Raw genomic sequence first — 23,871 nt, 5'->3', positions numbered from 1 at the left:
CTTTTACTTTAAGCGCTTTTTTTACTTGCAACTAGTCTGGAAAATTAGGCTATTTTTGTACTATTATAGGAGTACAAAAATGGAGGAATTACTTAAGAAATATGATTTACTGGTACTGGACTACAACAAAACAATTGTTGAAAGTTTCAGTATTGAAGATTTCAGAGAATACAATGAGATTTTATTTTCAGCCCATAACTGTGCGGTAGAAGGTAATACTTTTACAGTAGATGAAACCCGTGAATTAAGAGAACAGGGAATCAATTTAAAGTTGCAAAACCGGTCTCTCTTTGAAGCTTATGAAATTCTTGACCATTTCAAAGCTTATGAGTTTTTGTTTAACAATCTGGAACAACCGCTGACGGAGGGACTGATCAAACAAACCCAAAAATATTAACTGAAAACACGATTAAGTTCTCCAAGGGCTACGAACCGGGTGAATATACTGATACCCAAATGGCGGCTGGAGATACAGTTTTTGGTGATTACAAGATGAATATTGCCCGTATGCCTTCGCTGATCAATTCTACACAAAATGCAATTGAAAAAGCTGAACTTCATCCACTGGACATTAGTACAAGATTTCACCAGTTTTTTATCTACTTACATCCTTTTCCTGATGGGAACGGAAGAACCGGGCGATTGATTTCAAACTTTATACTGGCCAAGTTCAATCAGCCCCATGTGATTATTGGTACAGTTGAAAAAGCTGCCTATATTGAAGCCTTAAAACAGTCTGCCAGACATCAGGATACAGATATTTTAACTGTTTTTTTTGCAGAAACAGCTATAAACAGAATGCAAAAGGAAATGGATCAAAAGAAAAAAAACCTGACTCAGAACTTCACCATGAGTTTTAAGCCGGGGAAAAAAGGTAAAAGATTATAAATACAATCCAATGCACGGGGTTCGGGTCCCTTCATCCGCACAAAAATTTAAAAGCAGTTAGGTAAACGTTGTCACTTTCGTGGAACTAGTGTTTGTGGTCGTGTTGACATCTATGTTGGGAAGGGGTTGGTAAGGCCATTGGCCTTACCAACCCCTTCCCAACATAGATGTCTTACGCATGTTAAACCTTCTTCTGTTATAAGAGGGCCTCAGGTAACCCTTTATAGCACTATTTTCAATATTTGTCAGGTTCCCTTAGTATTACCTGTGCATAATTCTGTTTGAAATATGTGGTTTAAAATAACATTCAGGACACAATTTGATAATTAAGTAGGTGTTATTCAAGAAAATTAATATTTTTGGCACCTCTATTGAAGAAGGGGTATCGGAGAGCTTATATTCTTCATACTAATCGTCCTCCGGTAATCCGCGGGGATTTCAAGAAAAAGACACTTATAACACATTGATTTAGAAAGATGAATATTACACAGGAAAAGATTGACAACTTAAATGCAGTTGTAAAAATTAAAATTTCGCCTGAAGATTATACTGAAAAGGTCGATAAAACTATTAAAGAACAAGCGAAAAAATCTACCCTTCCAGGTTTCCGTAAAGGAATGGTTCCTGCAGCACACATCAAAAAAAAAAATGGTAGAAGTATCCTTGTTGAAACTATAAACGCTTTATTAAGCGAAAACCTGAATAAATTCTTAACAGAAAATAAAGTTGAAATCCTTGGTCAGCCAGTTCCGGTTGTAGATAACACAAAAGATTTTAAATGGGATGGTACTGATGCTTTTGAGTTTGACTATGAAATTGGTTTAGCTCCGGCTGTTGAAGTTAACATCACTGCTAAAGATAAATTTACGCAATACAACGTAAAAGCTGACGATGAAACTTTAGCTTCACGTATCAAAAACATCCGTCGCAGCTATGGCAAAATGACAAACCCGGAAGTTTCGGCAGATGATGATGTACTTTATGCCGAATTAGCACAACTTTCTCCTGATGGTTCAGTTTTTGAAGGTGGAATAACCAATACAGGTTCTATCCGTTTAGATCAGGTTAAAGACAAAGCAATTTTAAAATCTTTAATCGGTCTTAAAAAAGATGCTGTACTTGAATTAGATATTCAGAAAACATTAGGCAACAATGCAGCAGTTATTGCTAAATTGTTGAACATTGGTGAAGAAGAAGCTAAAGATTTACAATCTAAATTCAAGGTGACGGTTAAAAATATCAACCGTTTAGAAGAATCGGATTTGAACCAGGAGTTCTTTGATAAAATATTTGGTGAAGGTATCGTTACTGACGAAGCTGGTTTCACTGCTAAAATCACAGAAGAAATTGAAGGTATGTTCAAACAGGACGCGGATCGCAAACTGCAAAACGATATGTACACTCAGTTAACTGAAAACGTGAAGATGGATTTGCCTGATGAATTTTTACGTAAGTGGTTAAAAGCTACGAACGAAAAATTATCTGATGCAGAACTGGCTGAAGGTTACAATGATTTCGCGAAAAACCTGAAATGGACTTTAATTGAGAACAAAATCATTAAAGACAACAGTATCGAAATTAAATACGAAGATGTGTTCCAAACGGCTAAACAACGTTTAGATGCACAATTCAGAATGTACAGTCCAGCTCCTATGCCGGAAGATCAGTTGTCTCAATACACAGCTACTTTCTTGCAGGAAAAAGACAATGCAAACCGTATCTTCGAAGAAGTGAAAGCAATCAAAGTGTTTGAATATATTCAATCGGTTGCAACTTTAGACCAAAAAGATATAGCTTATAATAAATTTCAGGAGTTAGTTGAAACTGTATAACAGGTTCTTCAAATTTCTTTAATCTTATCGTAAGGCGGCTTTATTAAAGCCGCCTTATTTATATATGATCTATCTGGAGTCGTTTGAAATTTATCTAATAAAACTGAAACAATTTCACTATCTAAATTTAAACTGACTCTTAATTTTACAATAGCCAAATAATTTTGTCAACTTAGTTTGATTACTTTGGATTTGATAAAGGGGAAATCTTTCATCAAAAGAACCCCGGATAAATAAAAAAAAGAAACCCGATAAAATATATACAGATGAACCGAGCCCTTCGCGAGCTCCATCTGACAACTAAAAAAGTAAAATATATACAGATGAACCGAGCTCTTCGCGAGCTCCATCTGACAACTAAAAAAGTAAAATATATACAGATGAACCGAGCTCTTCGCGAGCTCCATCTGACAACTAAAAAAGTAAAATATATACAGATGAATATAGATAAAGACGAATTTAGAAAATACGCAGTTAAACATCACCGTATAAACGGCTTAAATGTTGATCGTTATATTGGTCATACAAATAGTTCCCCAAAAAGCATGACACCGTACATCATTGAAGAACGTCAGTTGAACGTTGCTCAGATGGATGTGTTCTCACGCTTAATGATGGACAGGATTATCTTTTTAGGTGATGCTATCCATGACGGTAATGCAAATATCACAGGCAGGCACAGTTACTGTTCTTGCAGTCAACTGATAATAACAGAGATATCCAGATTTATATCAACTCACCAGGTGGATCTGTTTACGCTGGTTTAGGTATTTATGATACGATGCAGTACATCACTCCTGATGTAGCTACAATCTGTACTGGTATGGCAGCATCAATGGGTGCGGTTTTATTAGTAGCAGGTGCTAAAGGTAAACGTGCGGCATTAACACACTCACGTGTGATGATCCACCAGCCTTCTGGAGGTTCACAAGGCGTGGCTTCAGATATGGAGATCAATTTGAGAGAAATGCTTAAATTGAAAAAAGAATTATATGATATCATTTCTGACCATTCAGGACAGACTTACGAATGGGTTGAAAAAGCATCTGATCGTGATTACTGGATGAAAGCTGATGAAGCTAAAAGCTTCGGAATGATTGATGAAGTATTAGGTTCGAATAAAAAATAGATAATGGCTAAACAAACTAAAGAATCCCGTTGCTCTTTTTGCGTTCAAGTAAGCAGGATACTTTAATGCTTATTGAAGGGCTTGATGCATACATTTGCGATAAATGCGTGACACAGGCTCACCAGCTGGTGCTCCAGGAATTTGGCAATAAACAAGCTAAATCACTGGATGCTTTCGGCCCCCTCTTAAAGCCAATGGAGATTAAAGCTCATATTGACCAATACGTTATTGGACAGGATGATGCTAAGAAAGTGCTTTCTGTAGCTGTATATAACCACTATAAGCGGTTAGGACAGAAGATAGATACAGTGGATGAAGTGGAGATTGAGAAATCTAACATTATGCTGGTTGGTGAAACTGGTACAGGAAAAACTTTACTGGCGAAAACAATCGCTAAAATCCTTCATGTACCTTTCTGTATCTGTGATGCTACGGTATTAACAGAAGCAGGTTATGTAGGTGAAGATGTAGAAAGTATCCTTACCCGTTTGCTTCAGGCTGCGGATTATGATGTTGCTTCTGCAGAACGCGGAATTGTTTTATCGATGAGGTAGATAAGGTTGCGCGTAAAAGCGATAACCCTTCCATTACCCGAGATGTATCAGGAGAAGGTGTACAACAGGCTTTGTTAAAGATTCTGGAAGGTACAATCGTGAATGTTCCGCCTCAGGGGGGACGTAAACATCCTGATCAGAAAATGATTCCGGTAAACACGAATAATATCCTGTTTATCTGCGGTGGTGCATTTGATGGTATTGAACGTAAAATTGCCAACAGATTACGCACACAAGCAGTAGGTTATAAAGTGAAAAAGGATGAGACTGAACTTGATCTGGACAATTTGTATAAGTATATCACCCCAGCGGATCTAAAATCCTTTGGTCTGATTCCTGAACTGATTGGCCGTGTTCCGGTACTGACTCACCTGAACCCTCTTGATAAACAAGCTTTACGTAATATATTAACGGAACCTAAGAATTCTTTATTCCGTCAGTATGTTAAGTTGTTTGAATTCGAAGGTGTAAACCTGGTATTCGAAGAAGATGAAGTTTTAGACTTTATTGTAGACAAGGCAATGGAATATAAGCTGGGAGCAAGGGGATTAAGATCTATTTGTGAGGCTATTATGCTGGACGCGATGTTTGACATCCCGTCCGATCCAAGTATTAAGGAGCTTGTTATCTCGCTCGAATATGCGGTGGAGAAATTTGAAAAGGCAGACTTTAAGAAGTTAAAAGCTGCCTAAAGAATTTAAAATCCCCGTTTTAACGGGGATTTTTTTTTAACTTGTTATTTTACCAGTATCAGGAGGTTTGTCCTGAAAAAAGAATGTCCGCTCTGACTGCTATGGTGCAGTCAATAATTATTAAAGATATGAACGAAGAAAAAGAAGTAAAAAAAGACGAGGCTATTGTAGAAAAATCAAAAAAGAACAAAGAAGTAGATTCACCATTAAAACCGGGATTGAAATCTAAAGGAGATATAGTTAAGAATTGGTTACCAAGATATACTGGCCGTCCGCTGGAAGAATTTGGAGAATATATCTTACTGACAAATTTCAGTAAATATGTACAAATGTTCTCGGAATGGAATGATAATGCACCAATCATGGGATTGGATAAGCCAATGCAAAGTGTTACCGCCAACGGCATTACCATTATCAATTTTGGTATGGGGAGCCCAATGGCGGCAACCATGATGGATTTATTAACTGCAATTATGCCTAAAGCAGTATTGTTTTTAGGGAAATGTGGGGGCTTGAAAAAGAAAAATCAATTAGGAGACTTAATCCTTCCGATTGCTGCAATCAGGGGAGAAGGTACATCAAATGATTACCTGCCGGCCGAAGTGCCTGCACTACCAGCGTTTGCTTTGCAGAAAGCAATCTCTACAACGATCCGTGACCATTCACGCGATTACTGGACAGGTACCTGTTATACAACTAACCGCAGGGTTTGGGAGCATGATAAGTATTTTAAAAAATATCTTAAGACTTTGAGAGCAATGGCAGTGGATATGGAAACAGCTACAATTTTTTCACTACAGGCTTTGCAAACAAAATACCTACTGGTGCTTTATTGTTAGTTTCTGATCAGCCAATGATTCCTGAAGGTGTGAAAACTACTGAAAGCGATAGTAGCGTGACTACAAATTATGTAGATTCACATTTGAAAATTGGTATTGATTCATTGAAACAATTGATCAATAACGGATTAACTGTTAAACACCTTAAATTCTAAGAATCTGTTTGAACAGGTTTTTTAAACAGGATCCATGTTTTTAGGATAATCAAATAAAAATAGACTTCCTGTATGATGGCTTACCAGAGACCAGTCATCAAATGGGAAATCTATGTATACTACACTTGCTGTTGGCATATTATAAAGGTGTGCATCAGCAAGATAGTTTACAAAATCTGTCAATCCGGGATTATGCCCGAAAAGTGCCACCCGATTATATTGAGGATCAAATTTATTGACAATTGCTAATAAGGCTGTTGTATTTGCTTCGTAAATTGAGGGTTCTTTAAGGATGTCCTCCTTAGGTATATTCCAGGTTTCCGAGAAATGTTTTGCAGTAGTAATGGCTCTTTTAGCCGGACTGCTAACTAATAAATCAGGGATAAGATTCTTTTTACCCATACGCTCCGCCATTTCAGGGGCATTTTTGTTACCTCTATGGTTTAAAGGTCTGTCGAAATCAGGCGTTCCGCCTGCTGCCCAGTCAGATTTACCATGTCTTACTAATACCAGTTGTTTAGCCATATTTTCTGTTATTCGTTTGAGAAATTAACAATTATCTCGCCCGGAAGTTTTTCCATGCAGTTGAAATGTCCAAGCGGACACTTTTCCAGCCCGAATTTAGAACATGGTCTGCATGATAAATCAATGCCTGCAATTAGTGAGTTTTTAATTTTATAAGGGTAAACACCTAATAATTCTGGAGTTGTACCACCCCCCATACAGAGGCTATTGGTTTGTCGAATGCTTCGGCAATATGGGTCAGCCCGGTATCAAACCCGATCACTTTATGTGCCTGGGAAACGATAAATACTGACTGATCTAAGTTGGTTAAACCGCAGGTCGAATATATTTTGTCACCTAAAGCCAGTTTAATCTCTTCTGCGTTAGCTTTTACATCATTACCACCTAACAGTACGATTGGTAGATTTATGTCTTTACAGATCTCTATAATCTTGTGGTTGGGTAACCGTTTAGTGAAATGTGTCGCACCAATTACGAAGGCAATAAATTTATCCTTGTGAGACTCAGGAAGGAGGTCTGCTAAGTGATATTCTTTAGCGACGTAATAATCAATTGGTTTATTATCATTTTGTACGCCAAGAAATTTCACTGTTTCCAGATATCTGTCTACCAGATGCTCTTTAGAAAAAAGTTTAGTCCACCTGAATTTAAGGGCTAACCATTTACTGATCGTGTCTTTTTTATAGGTAGAAGAGGGGATGCCTGTGGCTAATTTGATCAGTGTAGTCCGCAGGTTATTATGCAGGTCAATAATCAGATCAAATTTTTCCACTTTAATATCCTTAATCGTTTCTGATAAGGTTGGTTTTAAGAAGTGTAGTTTAGTTAAATATGGGGTTTGCTGATAGATGTATTTAAACTGTTCCTTGGTAAGGAAATGAACTTCACAGCCCGGTATTTGTAATTTTAAACAACGGATAACGGGAGTGGTATAAATAATATCACCCATTGAACTGAATCTGATTACCAGTATCTTTTTAGGTATTTTCAATGGCATGATGGTTAATGATCCGCTTAGGAATTTTTTATTTTATCAATAATAGCAGTAGAGGAATATCCTGGTAAAAAGCTAAGTACTTGTACAGTACCACCATTTTGGATAGTTTCTTTTGCTCCTGCAATGTTTTCGATCTGATAATCACCTCCTTTAACCAATACATCTGGCAGGACTTGTTTAATAAGCTCTAAAGGGGTGTCTTCATTGAAAAATACAACAGCATCAATAAAAGACATTGCACCTAATACAACTGATCTGGTGGTTTCATTGTTGACAGGTCTTGAAAGGGCCCTTTATCCGGCTTACAGAATCATCAGAATTAAGTCCGATAATCAGGATATCTCCCAGGCTTGCAGCTTCAGTCAGGTAGGTAATATGGCCTGCATGTAATAAATCAAAGCAGCCGTTAGTAAATACAATTTTCTTGCCTTCGCTCTTCCAGTGATTGACAAGCGGGGTTAATTCAGTTAAAGAAACGATTTTATGGCTTAATGAATGGTTTATGCTCATGTTTCTGGGTTTAGAATAAATTATCTACTGCTTTACAAAAGATATGGCCTATCAGAATATGCATTTCCTGAATGCGGGCTGTAACGTCATCCGGCACAATAAGATTAAGATCGCATAAATTATTCATCTGACCGCCATCTCTGCCGGATAATCCAATAGTTTTGCAGCCTAATTCTCTGGCTTTTTCTAATGCCCGTATAATGTTAGGACTGTTACCGCTGGTTGATATGGCTATAAACAGATCGTTGGGGGTAGCAAAAGCTTCCAGTTGTCTGGCATACTACTCTTTCAAAACCATAATCATTACTGATCGCTGTTAAGGCTGAGGTATCTACTGTTAAGGCAATTGCTGGTAAAGCTTTACGGTCTTTAACGTATCTTCCGGTTAGTTCTGCGGCAATATGCTGTGCATCAGCTGCGCTGCCGCCATTCCCGGCAACTAATATTTTTCCTCCCACGAGAACTGTATCTGTAACTAATTTACATCCGTTCTCTATCGCAGGAACCAGCAGGGCAATGACCTGGTTTATTGTGTTTTTATGATGGTTAAGTTCTTCTAATACCATTAGTTATTTGTTTTTATTGCGGCTATGATCTCATCAACCGTTGTAGTGGCACTGCCAATGTGTTTAATGACAATTGAAGCAGCATAGTTAGCAATATGACAGGCTTCTTCTACTGTAAGTCCTAACGTTAAGCAATAGGCTAATGTTGCAATGACTGTATCCCCGGCTCCGGTAACATCATAAACCTCGGTTGCCATAACTGGTAAGATCTGTGGTTCTCAGGAGTGATAATTGCTATTCCGCCTTCCGAAAGGGTCACAATTAAATAGGCTGCATCGGTTGTATCGAAAATAACTTCAGCAGCTTTTACAAGTTCTTCCGGAGTCCCTATTTTTTCAGTCTTGGCTGCTTCTGCCAGTTCTTTACGGTTCGGTTTAATCATAAACGAACCTTTGTATTTGGTATAATCCAATCCTTTAGGATCAACGATTATTCTTTTTTGCAGTTTGTTGCAGTATTCAATGATATCCAGACACAGATTTTTGGTCAGCAAGCCTTTGTTATAGTCAGAAAGAATAATAATATCACTAGCTTCAATGTGCTTGTAAAGTGCGTTCAGGAAATCTTTTTCCAGCTCAGCTGAAATGTCATGGGTCTGCTCGTGGTCAATTCTTACGATTTGATGATTAGATGCAATTACCCTTGTCTTTACTGTAGTAGGACGTGAATCGTCAGTTAAAATAAGCTGTGTCTCAATGTTTTTAGTCTGCAGGGATAGTTTTGATTTCTTCTCCAAAACTGTCACGGCCAATAATACCAGCCAGTGATACCCGGGCTCCTAAATCAATCAGGTTACTGGCAACGTTTGCTGCACCACCAATTATTTTATTTTCTTTTTTGACATTGACAATGGGAACAGGTGCTTCTGGTGAAAGCCTGGACGCATTGCCAAGGATATAATGATCGAGCATCAGGTCACCTATAACAAGGATCTTAGGCTTTTGACTCAGATGTTGTGCATTATATAATTTTTCTGCAAGCATGGTAGTGTATTAGGTTTCAAAGATAGGCTTATATGCCGGTTTTTGCTGTGTTAAAAAAAAGCGGTAATCTCAGCCAGTGAAAATGCGTTCAGACATTGTCTGGCTTGTAAACCACCTTTTCTGCCTATATATATCCCATAATGCATATCGCGGAAGCCTTCCATACGGTGGGCATCGGGGTTGACTGATAGTAGTACGCCTTTTTCCAGTGCATAACGGTGCCATCTCCATCCAGATCTAAACGCAGTGGGTTGGCATTGATTTCAATGACTACATGGTTGGCGGCACAGGCATCAATTACTTTGGCATAGTCTATAGGGTAACCTTTACGGCTTAACAATAAGCGTCCTGTAGGGTGACCCAGAATTGTAGTATAAGGGTTTTCTACTGCTTTGATCAGCCTTGCCGTTGCTTTTTCTTCATCCATCCTTAGATTGCTATGGACAGAAGCTACGACGAAATCGAAAGTTTTTAATACGTCGTCACTGTAATCGAGTGATCCGTCGTTAAGGATATCACTTTCAATTCCTTTAAATATTTTAAATGGTGCCAGTTTTTCGTTCAGGGCATCAATTTCTTTGTGTTGTGCGAAGATGCGTTGTTCGTTTAATCCGTTGGCGTAAAATGCTGATTTAGAGTGATCACACATTCCCAGATACTCCAGGTTAAGGGTGTCTTTGCAATAAACGGCCATTTGCTCTAAAGTGTGTACACCGTCACTCCATGTATGTAGAGTGATTGTGTGAAGACTGCCTTTAAGGTCGGTATAGGTGATTAGCTGTGGCAGGTTATTGCTTTTTGCCAGTTCTATTTCATCAAGCCCTTCTCTAAGCTCTGGTTCTACAAATGCTAATCCTGCTTTTGTATAGATAGACAGCTCGTCTGTGAATGGGCCGTTTCCGGATAGTTTTAATACCTCGAGTACGTGGGCTTCATTACCGGTTAGCTTAAACAGGTTCAGATAGAAATCTGCTTTTGGATAAATGTGAAGCTGTATTTTTAAACCAAAAGGACTCATTGCTGTAAACAGATTCTCTGTTTGAGCTTCAAATGTGAGGTCTTTGAGTGATGAAAGGTTCGCTATAACAACTGAAGGATCCTCTGCTCCGATAATAAAATCAAGTTCTTCTATGATTTCCAGATATCTGCGGTATTCTCCTGCAATGTTTAACAGAGCTGCTTTCTCTGTTTTGTTTAACCAGGATTCAAGTTCTGGAGTGAGGATGTTAACCAGTTTTCTGCTTGTGCATACAGGAATTTGCCCTGAGCCGCCATTTTAAATTCAATGACTTTCTTGATTTCTTCCTGTGTTTTTAAACCGAAACCTTTAGCTTCTATTAAGCGGTTTTCATTACAGGCGTAATAGAGTTCTCCAACGTTTTCAATACCAAGGTCCTTCCAGATTACGACAATCTTTTTTGGACCAATACCCTTGATCCCCAGCATTTCAACTATTCCTTCTGGTGTCTCTGCAAGAATGTTTTGCAGTTCAGTCATGGTTCCTGTCTGAAGGAGTTCCCAAACTTTTGCAGCGGTGCTTTTACCCAGACCGTCGATCTGTTCGATCTCTGCCATGGTTTTAGTATTGATTGCATAGGGTAGCTTATCTACTTTAAAGGCGGCATTCGCTATCGACTTTATTTTGAACGGGTTCTCATTGTGAAGCTCCATTAATTGAGAAAGGAGTCTGAGACTGCGGGCTATGGTTTTGTTTTCCATTTGTTGCAAAAATAAATAAAAAGAAGCGTTTTTTCCGAACAATGTATTTATGATAATGTTATTAACCTATGGTATATGAATTTAATAAAATTCAAATGAAAAAAATAAACACTCTGGGGCTGCTATTGATTGGTGTAGCCGCTGCCTGTAATCCTTCCGCTGATCAACAAAAAAAAAAAAAGTTTCAACTGAAAGTGTTGCATATGCGAAAGAAGAAAAAAAAGTTGACAGTACTAAGCTGCTTATTGCAGGTAAACAGGCTGGAAATATTTATCTGGGTCAGGATATGAAAACTGTATTTAAATTATTGGGAAAGGCCGATGACGGTGATGCAGCTATGGGCAGTGCGTTGGGGATCTGGAATAAGAAAAAGCCTACGATTATCTTTTCTTCATATCGTGATAGCAATATGGTGATCAAGGACGTTAAACAAATTTCTGTTGCCTCCAATGACTTTAGTACAGCAGAAGGGATTCATACTGGTGTCACTCTGACAAAATTAAAAGCTATTTATTTATCCGACACTCAAAAGAGCTGCGTTTTATACGAATGCAAAAACAAAAGGACAGCTTATTGTCTATGATGCAGAGTCGAAAGGGATTGCTTTTGATGTACAGAAAGATACTTGTATGGCAATTACTATACATCCTGTAAACAAGTCTGTTAATGAAGTTTATTTAACAATGTATCCCGGATGGAATAAATCCTGAACTAAGGGCTGAATATGAGATAATTGTTGTAATTTCTATCAGGATGATGAAAAATTTAAGAAAAGCCGGATTGTATGTTTTACCCATGTTATTCGTTGTGGGAATTTTCTCTTGTTCAAAAGATAAAGGAGAACCGGTTTCTCCTACGCTGCCTGTAGTAAAGGATGGTGCAGCTGATACATTAGCTGCTTTATTCCGGAATTCTTATCGGGTGTATGAAATGCAGCGTAATACTAAGGGGATTTACAGGGACTCGAAATTGTTCAGCGGGACTGATTATCATCCGTCTTCTGTGGCTAATATTGGGATCGGACTTGTTTCACTTTGTGTCGCAGACCGAATGAAATGGATCACTGATGGAAGTGGACAAGCGATTACTACTTTAAGAACTTTATTAGGACATGATCAGGTTTTTAAGCTGGATGTGAATACAGCAGGCTTTCCACGCCATTTTGTAAATATGGAAACTGGGGCACAGGAATGGGGCTCTGAATATAGTACGGTTGATGCAGCTATTATGGTATCGGGTGCGTTGTTTTGTAAGAGCTATTTTAGTGGAAATACTACGATCGCCGGTCTTGCTGATTCTTTATATCAATCTATTGACTGGTCTAAGGCGATTGCTGATCCGGCAACTGGTAAACTGTACCTTACACTTGATGCAAAAGGCAACGGGATAGGGATTACTTCTGTTTATAATGAATATATGCTGCTGTCACATCTGGCTTATAAAGCCGAGAATGGAAAAGGCGGGCCAGCAACCAACCTATGGACTAATTATTATGGAAACCCTGCTAATTTGCCTAAATCGACGTATTTCAATAATGAAGTCCTGACGGATTACCCGGGCTCATTTCTTTCTGATTTTATTCCCCAATTTTGCTATTATCTGTGTCAGCCGTATTCGGCAAGTTCTGTTTACATGAATTATATGAAGAACTCAATGCTTGCTGATCAAAAATGGTTTTCTACTGCCACGGGGGCGGCAGGTTACGAATGGGGGCTGGGAGCAGGAAGTGATCCTTCTGGTTATCACGCAAATCGTATTAATGATAATGCCGGGAAGGTCGTTTCTCCGCATATTATAGGGGGTTTTATTCCGGTTAATCCTATGGCAAAGAATGATTTGATGAGCTTGTATAGAAGTAATAAAGGTGTTTATAAACTTCCAGGAACTCAATATGATATTTTATGGAGGTATAGTATTAAGGATCCTGCCTGGAGAGCGAATGAGGTTCAGGGGATTGATTATTCAACAATGCTTTTTGGAATGGCTACGCTGCCTGAGCATTGTGGGAAGGATTTTTTTTTGCCACTTATAATAATTATAAGTTTCCTGTTTATTCATTTGCCGGTGCAAAATAGTCAGGATGGTCTGGATTTTATCTGATCATGCTATTCAATAAGAAAGGCCTTTTGGTTATTGATAATTACAATAGCTAAAAGGCCTTTCTTATTATTTTTTCAGCTTGTTTTTTCTGATTACTGAATCTTTATCTCAAATGGCATTCTTGCCTGAACACCGCTGCTGATTACTACTTTCTTTAGTTGCTGATACAGCATGAAGTTATCACCAAATTCTTGTTTTGCATAATACATTCTTACATTATCTCCTGCATCTGAAAGGAAAGATTTTAGTGGATCCATTTTCTCAGGGTATTCAACAATTCTGTAGTCTTTTAACTTAGCTTTTTTACCGGCAGCAACGATTGCATCGTTGAAGCTCCCAATCTTATCGGCCAAACCGTTTTTAACGGCGTCTGTACCCACCCAAACGTGTCCGCCACCGATTGAATCGATATAGGCTTTTGATGATTTCTTACGGCCGTCGGCTACTCTTGTGATGAAGCTATCGTAAACGTGATTGACATCGGTTTGGATAATTAATCTTTCTCCTGGGGTTAATGGACGGTTTGTACTCATAATATCAGCATACTGGCCAGTCTTTACACCATCGAAAGTAATTCCTATTTTATTGGTTAACAGATTCTGGAAATTCGGGATAATTCCAAATACACCGATCGAACCGGTAATGGTATTGGGCTGTACAAAGATAGAGTCTGCGGCACAGGCAATATAATAACCGCCGGAAGCAGCTACGTCACCAAATGAGGCAATTACTGGTTTTACTTTTTTACTTAGAATAATTTCTCTCCAGATTACGTCTGATGCTAAAGCACTTCCTCCACCTGAATTGACACGAAGAACTATGGCTTTGATTTTGTCGTCCTGTCTTGCTTTTCTAATCGCACGTGAAATGCGTTCTGAACCAATGGATTCGTCACTGCCCTCACCGCCTGTTATATCACCGTTGGCATAAATGATAGCTATTTTATTTTTGCTGTCACTATTATCCTGCTTCTGATTCAATGCATAGTCATTGATACTAACTGTAGCAATAGTTTCTTTTTTACCAGTTCCGCTTAATGATTTCAATTCATCAATCACTTCGTCTTTGTACTTCAGGCCATCGACCATTTTATAAGTTAAAGCATCTTTTGGTGATTGAATTCTATAGGTATCAGCCATTTTATACAGACTATCTTTCGGGATGTTTCTGGATACTGAAATGCCTTCAAGGAAAACATTATATAAACCTCCAAGGTAAGCGGTAACCTGCTTACGGTTATAATCACTCATTTTATCATTGGTGAAAGGTTCTACAGCGCTTTTATAATTGCCGACACGAATGATTTGTGCTTCTACGCCCAGTTTCTCCATAGCGCCTTTGAAAAAGGTAAGCTGAGAACTAAAGCCTTTAAACTCTAAAGCGCCTTGTGGGTTCAGATAAACTTTATCAGCTACAGAAGCAAGGTAGCATCATCCTGTGTGTAGACTTCGCTATAGGCGATGATCTTTTTCTTGCTTGTTTTAAAATCGATTAAGGCATCCCTGATTTCTTTTAAGGTTGCTTTCCCTGCTCTTGGTGAGCTTACATTCAGATAGATACATTTGATATTATCATCTGTTTTCGCCTTTTTTAAGGCTCTCATCAGGTCGTTGAAGCCAAGGCTTTTTCCGGTGTTTGAGCCAATAATCGGCAGGTTATCCAGGGTTTTGTTTGGAGTACGCTCTCTAATTGTCTGATCAAGGTTAAGATAAAGCACAGAGTTACTGACAACATCCACAGTTTTATCACTGTCTATTGAAGAGACTATTGCGACTACAGAAACTATGAAAATTATGGCTATAAGTACTGTAGAAATAATAATCCCTACGATGGTAGCAAAAACATATTTAAAAAATTCTCTCATATGGATGTTTAATATTTAATTTGTAAATATATTAAGAAACTGTTTTAGATTTATCATCTAATTTTAAACCGGTTCTTAATACATTGGCTTTTTATATGGGATTAGAGTGTAGAATCGTTTATTTGTTACTGGGAAGTAATTTAGGGGAAAGAAAAGAGCTGATTAATGAAGCGATTTTGATGATTGAAGGGCGCATTGGGACAGTTGTCTCAAAATCAGCGATGTATGAAACTGCCGCCTGGGGAAAGGAAGATCAGCCGTCATTTTTGAATGTAGCGGTTGGCGTGGAAACAAGCAGGGGGGCTCATGAGGTGCTTGACCTGGCATTAACAATAGAACAGGAACTGGGAAGGGTAAGACTGGAGAAGTGGGGCGCCAGACTGATCGATATTGATGTGATCTTATATGGACAGGAAATAATTGATGATGGTGAGCGGCTGCAGGTTCCGCATCCAAGGATGCAGGACAGAAAGTTTGTGCTGGAACCACTGGCAGAAATTGCGGGTGATGTTGAACATCCTGTATTTAAACAGAATATTTCGACGTTTTTATCTTTATTAAAAGATAATTTAACTGTATCAAAAATATTATAAATTTACTAGTTTTGTTTCAAATGATTGACGAAGAAAAAAATAACATACCTCTTGATTTGTCTTACCTGCGGGATATGTCTGGCGACAGTGCAGAGTTTATGATTGAAATGATCGACATGTTTAAGGTTCAAACACCTTTGTACGTGGCCGATCTGGAACAATCATATGAAGCTCAGGACTGGGAAAAGATGGCAGGTTATGCGCATAAAATAAAACCCACGCTATCATACGTGGGCAGGGAAGATGCCCGCGGACATCTCCAGCTAATTGAAAACAATGCACGTGATCTGAAAGATCTTTCAACAATGCCACAAGCATTAAAAGAACTGAATGATTTTGTGAAGATCCTGTACAGACAACTGGATGAAGCGAAAGCTGAGCTGGCAAAAAGACTTTAACGGATTATATATAAACAAAGAAGCTGTAAATTTTAAATCTATTTACAGCTTCTTTGTTTATATTTTCATGGAATATAATTGTCTTTTAATGGTAATGAAGCTATCATGTGCTACCTGGTTCCTATTCATTTGGGGTCTGCTGCACATGATGGTTTGATAGGGTTATAATTTTGGCACCCGCCTGAAGTGTAATACTGATAAACTAATGTAAAGTACCAGTACAAACGGAATTGCTGCGAACTTCAGAAAAGCAATCAGTACTGCTGATAAGATTAGAAATATGAACTTTACTTTGTTTTGCTTCCATTCCAGCGAACCGAACTTCAAAGAGAAGATCCTGATTTCACTGGTAAGTAAAAAGCTCATAACTACTGTGATGGCCACCAAAAGGATAGAGGAATTAATTAATCCCGGATAATCTTTCTGGATAAAAGGCAGCGACACAATAAACAAGGTATTCATCGGTGTATTTAAACCTATGAAGTCTTCTGTCTGCCTGGTGTCTATATTAAATTTAGCCAGTCGCAATGCTGAAAATATGGTAATCAAAAACCCAAGATAAGGCAAATATGGAGAAGAGAAATCACTCTGTGTAAGTAACTGGAACATCACCACACCTGGTAAAAATCCGAAACTTACCATGTCCGCTAACGAATCAAGTTCTTTACCTATAGGGGATTTAACATTCAGTAACCGGGCTACAAAACCGTCGAAAAAATCACATATGCCGGATATTAACACGGCATATGCTGCAATATTTAAATCACCTTTAAATGCAAAAACTACACCTATACACCCCGAAAAGAGATTGGCGCAAGTTAATGCATTGGGAATGTGTCTCTTCATATCTGACTAGCTGTTCATAGAAATTAAGAACTCTTCATTAGTTTTTGTGTTCTTTATTTGTGCCTGAACAAACTCCATAGCCTCCTGTGCATTCATATCTGCAAGGTGGTTACGCAAGATCCAAACTCTTTGTAAGGTATCTCTGTCATGTAATAAGTCATCTCTACGCGTACTGGATGCTGTGATGTCAATAGCAGGGAAAATACGTTTGTTAGATAAATTTCGATCTAATTGTAATTCCATGTTACCTGTTCCTTTGAATTCTTCGAAAATTACCTCGTCCATTTTAGATCCTGTGTCTGTTAAAGCAGTTGCTAAAATAGTTAACGAGCCTCCTCTTTCAATATTACGCGCAGCACCAAAGAAACGTTTTGGTTTATGTAAAGCATTTGCGTCAACACCACCGGATAAGATTTTACCAGATGCAGGAGCTGTTGTATTGTATGCACGTGCAAGACGTGTAATCGAGTCTAGCAGGATCACTACATCATGTCCGCATTCGACTAAGCGTTTTGCTTTTTCCAATACGATATTGGCAATTTTAACGTGACGTTCAGCTGGCTCATCAAATGTAGATGCAATAACTTCTGCACGTACGCTTCTTGCCATATCTGTTACCTCTTCAGGACGCTCATCGATCAATAAAATGATCAGGTAAACTTCCGGGTGGTTCTTAGCAATCGCATTGGCAACTTCTTTCAACAGGTTTGTTTTACCCTGTTTTGGGCTGTGCAACGATCAAACCACGCTGACCTTTACCAATTGGGGTAAATAAGTCAATGATACGGGTAGAGTAGTTATTTGTTTCTGTGAAAAGATTTAATCTTTCTGTAGGGAACAATGGAGTCAGGTAGTCAAAAGGAACTCTATCTCTTACGTCGGCAGGTAAACGGCCGTTGATAGTCTCCACTCTTACCAGTGGGAAATATTTTTCACCTTCTTTTGGAGGGCGGATACTTCCTTTAACTGTATCTCCGGTTTTTAAACCGAAAAGTTTGATTTGAGATTGTGAAACATAAATATCATCAGGTGAAGAAAGGTAGTTGTAATCTGCCGATCTCAGGAAGCCATATCCGTCCGGCATAATTTCCAATACGCCTTCGTTGGTGATGGTATTATCGAAATCCAGGTTTGAATAGCTGTTTTCGTTTTGTTTCTGATTGTTATTATTGTTACCGTTGTTGTTATTGTTTTTTGGCCTGTTGTCTTCTCTTACAGGTTTTTTTGCCTTTTTAATTTCGGTATGTGCTGTAACAGGTTGTTGAGCAGCTTGTCTTTCTTCAGTTCTGGGTGCCGGAGCAACGTTTTCTGATGGAACATTTGCTGACTGAACATTTCCATCTGTTGGCGCTGCAGGTGAAGCTTCTGGCTGTGCCTGTTGCTCTTGCTCTGGTGCGTCAAATAAAGATGCTCTGTTAAAGTTCGTATTGTTTCCTGCCGGTGCCGGAGCCTGATCAGCTTCGTCCTTAGGAATACGTGTTCTTTTTCTAAGCGGTTTTTCTGCTGTATTGATTTTCGGAGCTTTAGGCTTTGCTGCTGCTTTAACAGGAGTTGCCGGTACAGCATCATCACTGATTGCTGTTGCTGGAACATCAATGACAGGTGCTGCTTCAGCTTCAGGTTGTTGCTCACTAATTTGATGAATAACTTCAACCAATTCAGCTTTACGCAAATCATCAGCATTCAAGATCCCCTGAGATTTTGCTAACTCCCGCAATTCTGCAGCAGTGAGTTTTTCATTTAATTCTGTTTTGTTAAACATTATGTGGGTGTAGAGAAATTTTTATAAACGAATTTATCTTGGATCAAAGCAAAAAAATGCAATTACGAATTTGAAAATAGAACAAATTATTGTGAGATTTTCTGGAATGATCAGATAAACTTTTGAGAATTATGCTGCAATTGTATGTAATTGTATCCTAATCTCCAAGTAAAATTTAAAATTGTTATAAATATTTTACTTAAGATGTTTAAAACTCATCCTTAAATAGCTGTAGAAAATTTGGCATATTTGCGCATAATCTAAGCCCAAATGAATAAGAAGCAACTATTTGAACAAATTCAATCGAAAAAATCATTTTTATGTGTAGGACTCGATCCGGTATTGGAAAATCTTCCAAAACACCTGTTGAATTTTGAAGATCCGATATTTGAGTTCAATAAACAAATTATTGATGCGACTAAAGATCTCTGTGTTGCTTATAAACCAAACACAGCATTCTATGAATCAAGAGGTTTGAAAGGTTGGGAGAGTTTACTGAAAACATGGGCTCATATTCCCGAAGATATTTTTACGATTGCGGACGCGAAAAGAGGGGACATTGGAAATACTTCGGCCATGTACGCGGATGCCTTTTTTAACGAAGAGAAATCGGGGATGAGTTTCGACGCAATTACTGTTGCACCTTATATGGGGAAAGATTCTGTAGGCCCTTTTTTGAAATATGAGGATAAATGGGTGATTTTGCTTGCACTGACTTCAAATGAAAGCCATAGCGACTTCCAGTTATTTGAAAACAAGGAAGGAAAACTTTATGAAGAGGTAATCAGGGTATCTTCGAAATGGGGAAACAGTGATCAGCTGATGTATGTTGTTGGTGCTACAAGAGGTGCTGAATTTGCTAATATCCGCAGACTGGCTCCTGATAACTTTTTACTGGTTCCTGGTGTTGGTGCACAGGGCGGAAGTTTAGCTGATGTATGTGAATTCGGACTAAACGATACTTGTGGGTTACTGGTTAATTCATCCAGAGGGATTATCTATGCGGGTAAAGGCGAAGACTTTGCTGAAAAAGCAAGAGAGGAAGCTTTGAAATTGCAGCAGGAAATGCAGGTGATCCTGGAAAAATCGGGATTACTGGACGCTGTTTAATTTTATTTAAACAATGTCTTCAGATAAAAGACGTTTTGTTCTGAGAAAAAATGTTTAAATTGGTGTTGGGATTGGTGTAAATAGATATTCCTATTTGGGGTATGATTATTGCATCTGCCAGTTATTAAATAAAAAGCATGTTTCAGAGCATCGTTACCTACTTCGAGAAGCAAAGTTTTGGGGTCTGTACTTATATCGCAGACCGTTTTGACATGTCGATCAGTAAAATCAGGTTATTCTTTATCTATTCTTCTTTTCTGGCAGTAGGTTTTCCTATTGTATTTTATATTATGGCTGTGCTTATTTTAGATGTTCGCCACTATATCAAACGGATCAGACAGCGGATTTGGGATTTATAAATTTATTGTTCTGTTACAAATCAGAATAACAGAACTCATACAACTATATATTTTATATTTTGTTGTTTATTAATACAGTTACGAAAAATGTCGTTAAGGGGAAACCAATTTAAATCTAATTCATTCAAAAACGAATACGGGGAGAAGCCAGGTTCAAGAGCATCGTCCAAAGAGCCTAGAGCAAGATTTCAGCGGATGCCCTCACTGAATTTTCAGGATGAAAGGGTTTTGAAAATTGCAGGCTTATTTTTCCTGATTCTGTCTATCTATTTCCTTGTGGCTTTCACCTCTTACCTGTTTACATGGCAGGAAGATTATAGCTATGTAATTGATGCGAATGGTGGCTGGAGTAATCTTTTCAAAACGATGGAAGAGTTACAGCAGCACAATATTCCTGTCACTGTACAAAACTGGCTGGGTAAATTTGGCGCGCTGTTATCACACCAGTTTATCTATGAATGGTTTGGGGTAGCTTCATTTTTATTCGTTTTCGTATTCTTTGTGATGATAGGCTACCGTCTATTGTTTAAAGTGAAAATATTTGCAATGGAAAAAACGCTGGGCTACAGTTTGTTTTTCCTTCTTTTCGTGTCTTTTACCTTTGGATTTTTACATTCTTTCTTCCTGGATTCTCCGCATTACCTGGAAGGTGAAATAGGATACTGGACTAATAAATTACTGGTTGCGCAGATTGGTGTGACTGGGGTTGGCGGGCTGATTGCCTTTTTAGGACTGACGATTTTAATCATTGCTTATAATATTGACTTTAAATTTCCGGAAAGGGTACGCCATGAAGAGGAAGAGGGGGAAATTATTCCGGAGACGGGTAATTCTTTTTCAGACTTTAATGCGGCACCAGAGAGAGTTGCTCCTATAGAACGTCCATCGCCCGTGGCTGTTAAGGAAAATATAGAGCGTCCTGATCAGGTAGAATTCACTTTGAATGACAGGCTGGCTTCGGAACGTAAGAAAGAACAGCAGAATATCACGCTTACACCAAATGTTTTGAAGAAACGGAAGCAGAGCCAGAGGCTTTATTGCCAAAATCACCAGTATTGAATGTGATGAATGCTCCGATCATTCTTTCTCCGAAAGTAGAGCCAATTCAGGAACTGATTTTTGAAGAGGTTAAAGTAGAACCGCAACTGACGATTCAGAAAACTGAAGAGGAAAAGAAATCTGATGATCTGGTAGAACAGTTCGGTAATTATGATCCTACACTTGATCTGGCTAGTTACGTTTACCCTCATCTGGAGCTGTTAGAAAACTACGGATCGAATAAGATTTCTGTAAATGCAGATGAATTGGAAGCGAACAAGAATAAAATTGTTGAGACGCTTAACCATTATAATATTGAGATCGATAAGATCAAGGCTACGATTGGCCCAACGGTAACGCTTTATGAGATTATTCCTGCCCCGGGAGTAAGGATTTCTAAAATCAAGAACCTGGAGGATGATATTGCATTGAGTTTAGCGGCACTGGGTATTCGTATTATATAGCACAATGCCAGGGAAAGGTACAATCGGTATTGAGGTTCCGAATATGCACCCTGAAATGGTTTCTATGAGAAGTATCCTGAATACGGAGAAGTTCCAGAAAACGGATATGGATCTGCCGATTGCACTGGGCAAAACTATTTCGAACGAGGTATATATTGCCGATCTGGCTAAAATGCCCCATTTACTTGTAGCAGGAGCTACCGGACAGGGCAAGTCTGTTGGTATTAATGCAATCCTTGTTTCTCTGCTTTATAAGAAACACCCTTCACAGCTTAAGTTTGTACTGGTGGATCCAAAGAAAGTGGAGCTAACGTTATTTAATAAGATTGAGCGGCATTTCCTGGCGAAGCTTCCGGGTGAGGCTGATGCTATTATTACGGATACTAAAAAGGTAATCCATACTTTAAATTCTCTTTGTATTGAGATGGATCAGCGTTATGATCTGTTAAAAGATGCACAGGTGAGGAATTTGAAAGAGTATAATGAGAAATTCATCAAACGAAAGTTAAATCCTAATAATTCACATCGCTTCTTACCTTATATCGTACTGATTGTGGATGAGTTTGCCGATTTAATGATGACAGCTGGTAAAGAGGTGGAAACGCCGATTGCCCGTCTGGCTCAGTTAGCCCGTGCGGTAGGTATTCACCTGGTGCTGGCTACACAGCGTCCCTCTGTAAATATTATTACGGGTACAATTAAGGCGAATTTCCCCGCAAGACTTGCGTTCAGGGTATTATCTAAAATTGACTCCAGAACTATCCTTGATAGCGGGGGGGCAGATCAGCTGATTGGTCGCGGGGATATGTTATTATCTACGGGAAATGATCTGATCAGGCTACAGTGTGCTTTTGTGGATACACCTGAAGTTGATCGTATCTCTGAATTTATTGGTAATCAAAGGGGCTATGCTGAGGCTTACCAGTTACCTGAATACCTGGATGAGGCGGCTGAGTCTGCTAAGTCTGATTTCGATCCGAATGACCGTGATTCAATGTTTGTAGGATGCAGCCAGATTAATCGTGATGCATCAGCAAGGGTCTACTTCTCTGATACAAAGGAAAATGAAGCTGGGTTACAACAGAGCGGGCAGAATTATTGATCAGCTGGAGGCTTTTGGTATAGTTGGTCCTTTTGAGGGAAGTAAGGCAAGAGAAGTATTAGTGCTTGATGAGCATGAGTTGGAACAGTTATTGAGCAGCCTGAAGAAATAACATGAGGAGTAAATGAAGAAGATATTAAGTGTGTTACTGTTTTTATCAGGAATAAGTTTTGGTAGTTATGCTCAGCAGGATGTTAAAGCAAAGGCTATTTTAGCAGATGTAAGCAAAAAATACAGGTCATATGATGTAGTAAAGGCGGATTTTAGTTTTACGCTGGAGAGCCCTCAGAATAAGGCAAAGGAAACTCAGCAGGGAACATTAATCGCGAAAGCTGCGGCTAATAAATATAAAGTGATGATGACTGATCAGGATATGATCAGTGATGGCAAAAGCCAGTGGACTTATCTTAAAAAGGATAAAGAAGTACAGGTTTCTGCGGCAGATAATAGTGGTGATGCGTTAAATCCTGCGAAAATATTTACACTTTATGAAAAGGGGTTTAAATACCTTTATACAGGTGAACAGAAAGCAGGGGCGAAGGTCTATCAGCTGATAGATTTATCACCGACCGATACAAAGAAGTCTTATTTTAAAATCAGACTGAGCATTGATAAGGCAGCGAAACAAGTTGCCAGTGTTTTGATTTTTGATAAGAACGGGAATAAGTATACTTATGCTATCAAATCATTTGTAGCGAATGCTAAAATTCCGGAGTCAACATTTGCTTTTGATGCGAGGAAATATCCTGGTGTTGAAGTAGTTGATTTGCGCTAATTTATTTTAAATATAATCTGGGGTTTAGACAGGCTGTCTAAACCCTTTTTTTTTTTTTTTATTTTTGATTC

22 protein-coding genes and 6 pseudogenes are annotated in these 23,871 nt (G+C 38.6%); 14 read left to right on the top strand and 14 right to left on the bottom strand.

The features are described from left to right. Positions 1–79: 79 nt before the first annotated feature. The 6 genes and pseudogenes from ACWYN3_RS19010 (at position 80) to ACWYN3_RS18985 (ending at position 6,089) form a co-directional block, all read left to right on the top strand. Positions 80–397 (top strand): hypothetical protein, encoded by a 318-nt coding sequence (locus ACWYN3_RS19010; protein WP_456222522.1) that lies wholly within the window; start codon positions 80–82, stop codon positions 395–397. Beyond that, complete coding sequence (locus ACWYN3_RS19005; RefSeq protein WP_456223079.1) at positions 391–888, top strand: Fic family protein; 498 nt, start codon at positions 391–393, stop codon at positions 886–888. The genes ACWYN3_RS19010 and ACWYN3_RS19005 overlap by 7 nt, the downstream gene beginning before the upstream one ends. Before the next feature lie 476 nt (positions 889–1,364). Continuing rightward, positions 1,365–2,720: a trigger factor gene (gene tig / locus ACWYN3_RS19000; protein ID WP_456222521.1), complete on the top strand. Its 1,356-nt coding sequence runs from the start codon at positions 1,365–1,367 to the stop codon at positions 2,718–2,720. A 437-nt stretch (positions 2,721–3,157) separates the two neighbouring features. After that, a pseudogene (clpP, locus tag ACWYN3_RS18995) lies at positions 3,158–3,849 on the top strand (ATP-dependent Clp endopeptidase proteolytic subunit ClpP). Between the two features lie 3 nt (positions 3,850–3,852). Further along, positions 3,853–5,095, top strand: a pseudogene (gene clpX, locus ACWYN3_RS18990) (ATP-dependent Clp protease ATP-binding subunit ClpX). Positions 5,096–5,223: 128 nt separating this feature from the next. Further along, positions 5,224–6,089 (top strand): annotated as a pseudogene (locus ACWYN3_RS18985) (AMP nucleosidase). Positions 6,090–6,110: 21 nt separating this feature from the next. On the opposite strand, the gene ACWYN3_RS18980 reads toward ACWYN3_RS18985, so the two are convergent. The 10 genes and pseudogenes from ACWYN3_RS18980 to ACWYN3_RS18935 form a co-directional block, all read right to left on the bottom strand. Further along, positions 6,111–6,614: a SixA phosphatase family protein gene (locus tag ACWYN3_RS18980; RefSeq protein ID WP_456222520.1), complete on the bottom strand. Its 504-nt coding sequence runs from the start codon at positions 6,612–6,614 to the stop codon at positions 6,111–6,113. 166 nt (positions 6,615–6,780) lie between these two features. After that, positions 6,781–7,611 (bottom strand): glycosyltransferase family 9 protein, encoded by an 831-nt coding sequence (locus ACWYN3_RS18975; protein WP_456222519.1) that lies wholly within the window; start codon positions 7,609–7,611, stop codon positions 6,781–6,783. 17 nt (positions 7,612–7,628) lie between these two features. Further along, positions 7,629–7,847 carry a hypothetical protein gene (locus ACWYN3_RS18970; protein ID WP_456222518.1) on the bottom strand — a complete coding sequence of 73 codons (219 nt, stop codon included), beginning with the start codon at positions 7,845–7,847 and terminating at the stop codon, positions 7,629–7,631. A 28-nt stretch (positions 7,848–7,875) separates the two neighbouring features. Next, entirely contained in the window at positions 7,876–8,121 is a 246-nt protein-coding gene (locus ACWYN3_RS18965) for an adenylyltransferase/cytidyltransferase family protein (protein WP_456222517.1), read from the bottom strand. 10 nt (positions 8,122–8,131) lie between these two features. Then, the gene (locus ACWYN3_RS18960; RefSeq protein WP_456223078.1) at positions 8,132–8,350 is read right to left on the bottom strand and encodes a hypothetical protein; all 219 of its coding nucleotides are present in this window, start codon (positions 8,348–8,350) and stop codon (positions 8,132–8,134) included. Then, positions 8,334–8,687 (bottom strand): SIS domain-containing protein, encoded by a 354-nt coding sequence (locus ACWYN3_RS18955; protein WP_456222516.1) that lies wholly within the window; start codon positions 8,685–8,687, stop codon positions 8,334–8,336. Before ACWYN3_RS18955 ends, ACWYN3_RS18960 begins: the two co-directional genes overlap by 17 nt. Then, positions 8,687–8,884, bottom strand: coding sequence for a PfkB family carbohydrate kinase (locus ACWYN3_RS18950; protein WP_456222515.1), 198 nt, complete (start codon positions 8,882–8,884; stop codon positions 8,687–8,689). Before ACWYN3_RS18950 ends, ACWYN3_RS18955 begins: the two co-directional genes overlap by 1 nt. Further along, entirely contained in the window at positions 8,827–9,423 is a 597-nt protein-coding gene (locus ACWYN3_RS18945; RefSeq protein ID WP_456222514.1) for a bifunctional heptose 7-phosphate kinase/heptose 1-phosphate adenyltransferase, read from the bottom strand. Before ACWYN3_RS18945 ends, ACWYN3_RS18950 begins: the two co-directional genes overlap by 58 nt. Further along, positions 9,389–9,670 carry a PfkB family carbohydrate kinase gene (locus tag ACWYN3_RS18940; RefSeq protein ID WP_456222513.1) on the bottom strand — a complete coding sequence of 94 codons (282 nt, stop codon included), beginning with the start codon at positions 9,668–9,670 and terminating at the stop codon, positions 9,389–9,391. Before ACWYN3_RS18940 ends, ACWYN3_RS18945 begins: the two co-directional genes overlap by 35 nt. Positions 9,671–9,720: 50 nt before the next feature. Then, positions 9,721–11,389: pseudogene (locus tag ACWYN3_RS18935) on the bottom strand (helix-hairpin-helix domain-containing protein). 286 nt (positions 11,390–11,675) lie between these two features. Here ACWYN3_RS18935 and ACWYN3_RS18930 point away from each other — a divergent pair. Next, complete coding sequence (locus ACWYN3_RS18930) at positions 11,676–11,972, top strand: hypothetical protein (protein ID WP_456222512.1); 297 nt, start codon at positions 11,676–11,678, stop codon at positions 11,970–11,972. A gap of 170 nt (positions 11,973–12,142) precedes the next feature. After that, complete coding sequence (locus tag ACWYN3_RS18925) at positions 12,143–13,489, top strand: hypothetical protein (protein WP_456222511.1); 1,347 nt, start codon at positions 12,143–12,145, stop codon at positions 13,487–13,489. Between the two features lie 92 nt (positions 13,490–13,581). Here the strand turns inward: ACWYN3_RS18925 and sppA are convergent, their stop codons facing one another. Continuing rightward, complete coding sequence (gene sppA, locus ACWYN3_RS18920) at positions 13,582–14,886, bottom strand: signal peptide peptidase SppA (protein ID WP_456223077.1); 1,305 nt, start codon at positions 14,884–14,886, stop codon at positions 13,582–13,584. 14 nt (positions 14,887–14,900) lie between these two features. Further along, positions 14,901–15,353 carry a hypothetical protein gene (locus tag ACWYN3_RS18915; RefSeq protein ID WP_456222510.1) on the bottom strand — a complete coding sequence of 151 codons (453 nt, stop codon included), beginning with the start codon at positions 15,351–15,353 and terminating at the stop codon, positions 14,901–14,903. 95 nt (positions 15,354–15,448) lie between these two features. On the opposite strand from ACWYN3_RS18915, the gene folK reads away from it, so the two are divergent. Continuing rightward, entirely contained in the window at positions 15,449–15,946 is a 498-nt protein-coding gene (folK, locus tag ACWYN3_RS18910) for a 2-amino-4-hydroxy-6-hydroxymethyldihydropteridine diphosphokinase (RefSeq protein WP_456222509.1), read from the top strand. A 20-nt stretch (positions 15,947–15,966) separates the two neighbouring features. After that, positions 15,967–16,344 (top strand): Hpt domain-containing protein, encoded by a 378-nt coding sequence (locus ACWYN3_RS18905; protein ID WP_456222508.1) that lies wholly within the window; start codon positions 15,967–15,969, stop codon positions 16,342–16,344. A 162-nt stretch (positions 16,345–16,506) separates the two neighbouring features. Here the strand turns inward: ACWYN3_RS18905 and pssA are convergent, their stop codons facing one another. Then, the gene (gene pssA, locus ACWYN3_RS18900; protein WP_456222507.1) at positions 16,507–17,190 is read right to left on the bottom strand and encodes a CDP-diacylglycerol--serine O-phosphatidyltransferase; all 684 of its coding nucleotides are present in this window, start codon (positions 17,188–17,190) and stop codon (positions 16,507–16,509) included. 6 nt (positions 17,191–17,196) lie between these two features. Next, positions 17,197–18,952: pseudogene (gene rho / locus ACWYN3_RS18895) on the bottom strand (transcription termination factor Rho). Between the two features lie 270 nt (positions 18,953–19,222). On the opposite strand from rho, the gene pyrF reads away from it, so the two are divergent. From pyrF to ACWYN3_RS18875, 4 genes and pseudogenes are all read left to right on the top strand, one after another. Then, entirely contained in the window at positions 19,223–20,062 is an 840-nt protein-coding gene (pyrF, locus tag ACWYN3_RS18890; RefSeq protein WP_456222506.1) for an orotidine-5'-phosphate decarboxylase, read from the top strand. Positions 20,063–20,199: 137 nt separating this feature from the next. Next, positions 20,200–20,421, top strand: coding sequence for a PspC domain-containing protein (locus ACWYN3_RS18885; RefSeq protein WP_111635784.1), 222 nt, complete (start codon positions 20,200–20,202; stop codon positions 20,419–20,421). Between the two features lie 87 nt (positions 20,422–20,508). Next, positions 20,509–23,137: pseudogene (locus tag ACWYN3_RS18880) on the top strand (DNA translocase FtsK 4TM domain-containing protein). 12 nt (positions 23,138–23,149) lie between these two features. Next, entirely contained in the window at positions 23,150–23,800 is a 651-nt protein-coding gene (locus ACWYN3_RS18875; RefSeq protein WP_456222505.1) for a LolA family protein, read from the top strand. Positions 23,801–23,871 lie beyond the last annotated feature (71 nt).

This window comes from Pedobacter sp. NJ-S-72, assembly GCF_053890575.1.
Note: the sequence above shows the minus strand (reverse complement) of the source record. Positions and strands in the feature narration are given on the sequence as shown.

Excerpts from the sequence above, each read along its gene's own strand:
- ACWYN3_RS19010 (WP_456222522.1), top strand. The coding sequence starts at position 80 with ATGGAGGAATTACTTAAGAAATATGATTTACTGGTACTGGACTACAAC.
- tig (WP_456222521.1), top strand. The coding sequence starts at position 1,365 with ATGAATATTACACAGGAAAAGATTGACAACTTAAATGCAGTTGTAAAA.
- ACWYN3_RS18980 (WP_456222520.1), bottom strand. The coding sequence starts at position 6,614 with ATGGCTAAACAACTGGTATTAGTAAGACATGGTAAATCTGACTGGGCA.
- ACWYN3_RS18975 (WP_456222519.1), bottom strand. The coding sequence starts at position 7,611 with ATGCCATTGAAAATACCTAAAAAGATACTGGTAATCAGATTCAGTTCA.
- ACWYN3_RS18970 (WP_456222518.1), bottom strand. The coding sequence starts at position 7,847 with ATGTCTTTTATTGATGCTGTTGTATTTTTCAATGAAGACACCCCTTTA.
- ACWYN3_RS18965 (WP_456222517.1), bottom strand. The coding sequence starts at position 8,121 with ATGAGCATAAACCATTCATTAAGCCATAAAATCGTTTCTTTAACTGAA.
- ACWYN3_RS18955 (WP_456222516.1), bottom strand. The coding sequence starts at position 8,687 with ATGGTATTAGAAGAACTTAACCATCATAAAAACACAATAAACCAGGTC.
- ACWYN3_RS18950 (WP_456222515.1), bottom strand. The coding sequence starts at position 8,884 with ATGGCAACCGAGGTTTATGATGTTACCGGAGCCGGGGATACAGTCATT.
- ACWYN3_RS18940 (WP_456222513.1), bottom strand. The coding sequence starts at position 9,670 with ATGCTTGCAGAAAAATTATATAATGCACAACATCTGAGTCAAAAGCCT.
- ACWYN3_RS18930 (WP_456222512.1), top strand. The coding sequence starts at position 11,676 with ATGAAAACTGTATTTAAATTATTGGGAAAGGCCGATGACGGTGATGCA.
- ACWYN3_RS18925 (WP_456222511.1), top strand. The coding sequence starts at position 12,143 with ATGATGAAAAATTTAAGAAAAGCCGGATTGTATGTTTTACCCATGTTA.
- ACWYN3_RS18915 (WP_456222510.1), bottom strand. The coding sequence starts at position 15,353 with ATGAGAGAATTTTTTAAATATGTTTTTGCTACCATCGTAGGGATTATT.
- folK (WP_456222509.1), top strand. The coding sequence starts at position 15,449 with ATGGGATTAGAGTGTAGAATCGTTTATTTGTTACTGGGAAGTAATTTA.
- ACWYN3_RS18905 (WP_456222508.1), top strand. The coding sequence starts at position 15,967 with ATGATTGACGAAGAAAAAAATAACATACCTCTTGATTTGTCTTACCTG.
- pssA (WP_456222507.1), bottom strand. The coding sequence starts at position 17,190 with ATGAAGAGACACATTCCCAATGCATTAACTTGCGCCAATCTCTTTTCG.
- pyrF (WP_456222506.1), top strand. The coding sequence starts at position 19,223 with ATGAATAAGAAGCAACTATTTGAACAAATTCAATCGAAAAAATCATTT.
- ACWYN3_RS18885 (WP_111635784.1), top strand. The coding sequence starts at position 20,200 with ATGTTTCAGAGCATCGTTACCTACTTCGAGAAGCAAAGTTTTGGGGTC.
- ACWYN3_RS18875 (WP_456222505.1), top strand. The coding sequence starts at position 23,150 with ATGAAGAAGATATTAAGTGTGTTACTGTTTTTATCAGGAATAAGTTTT.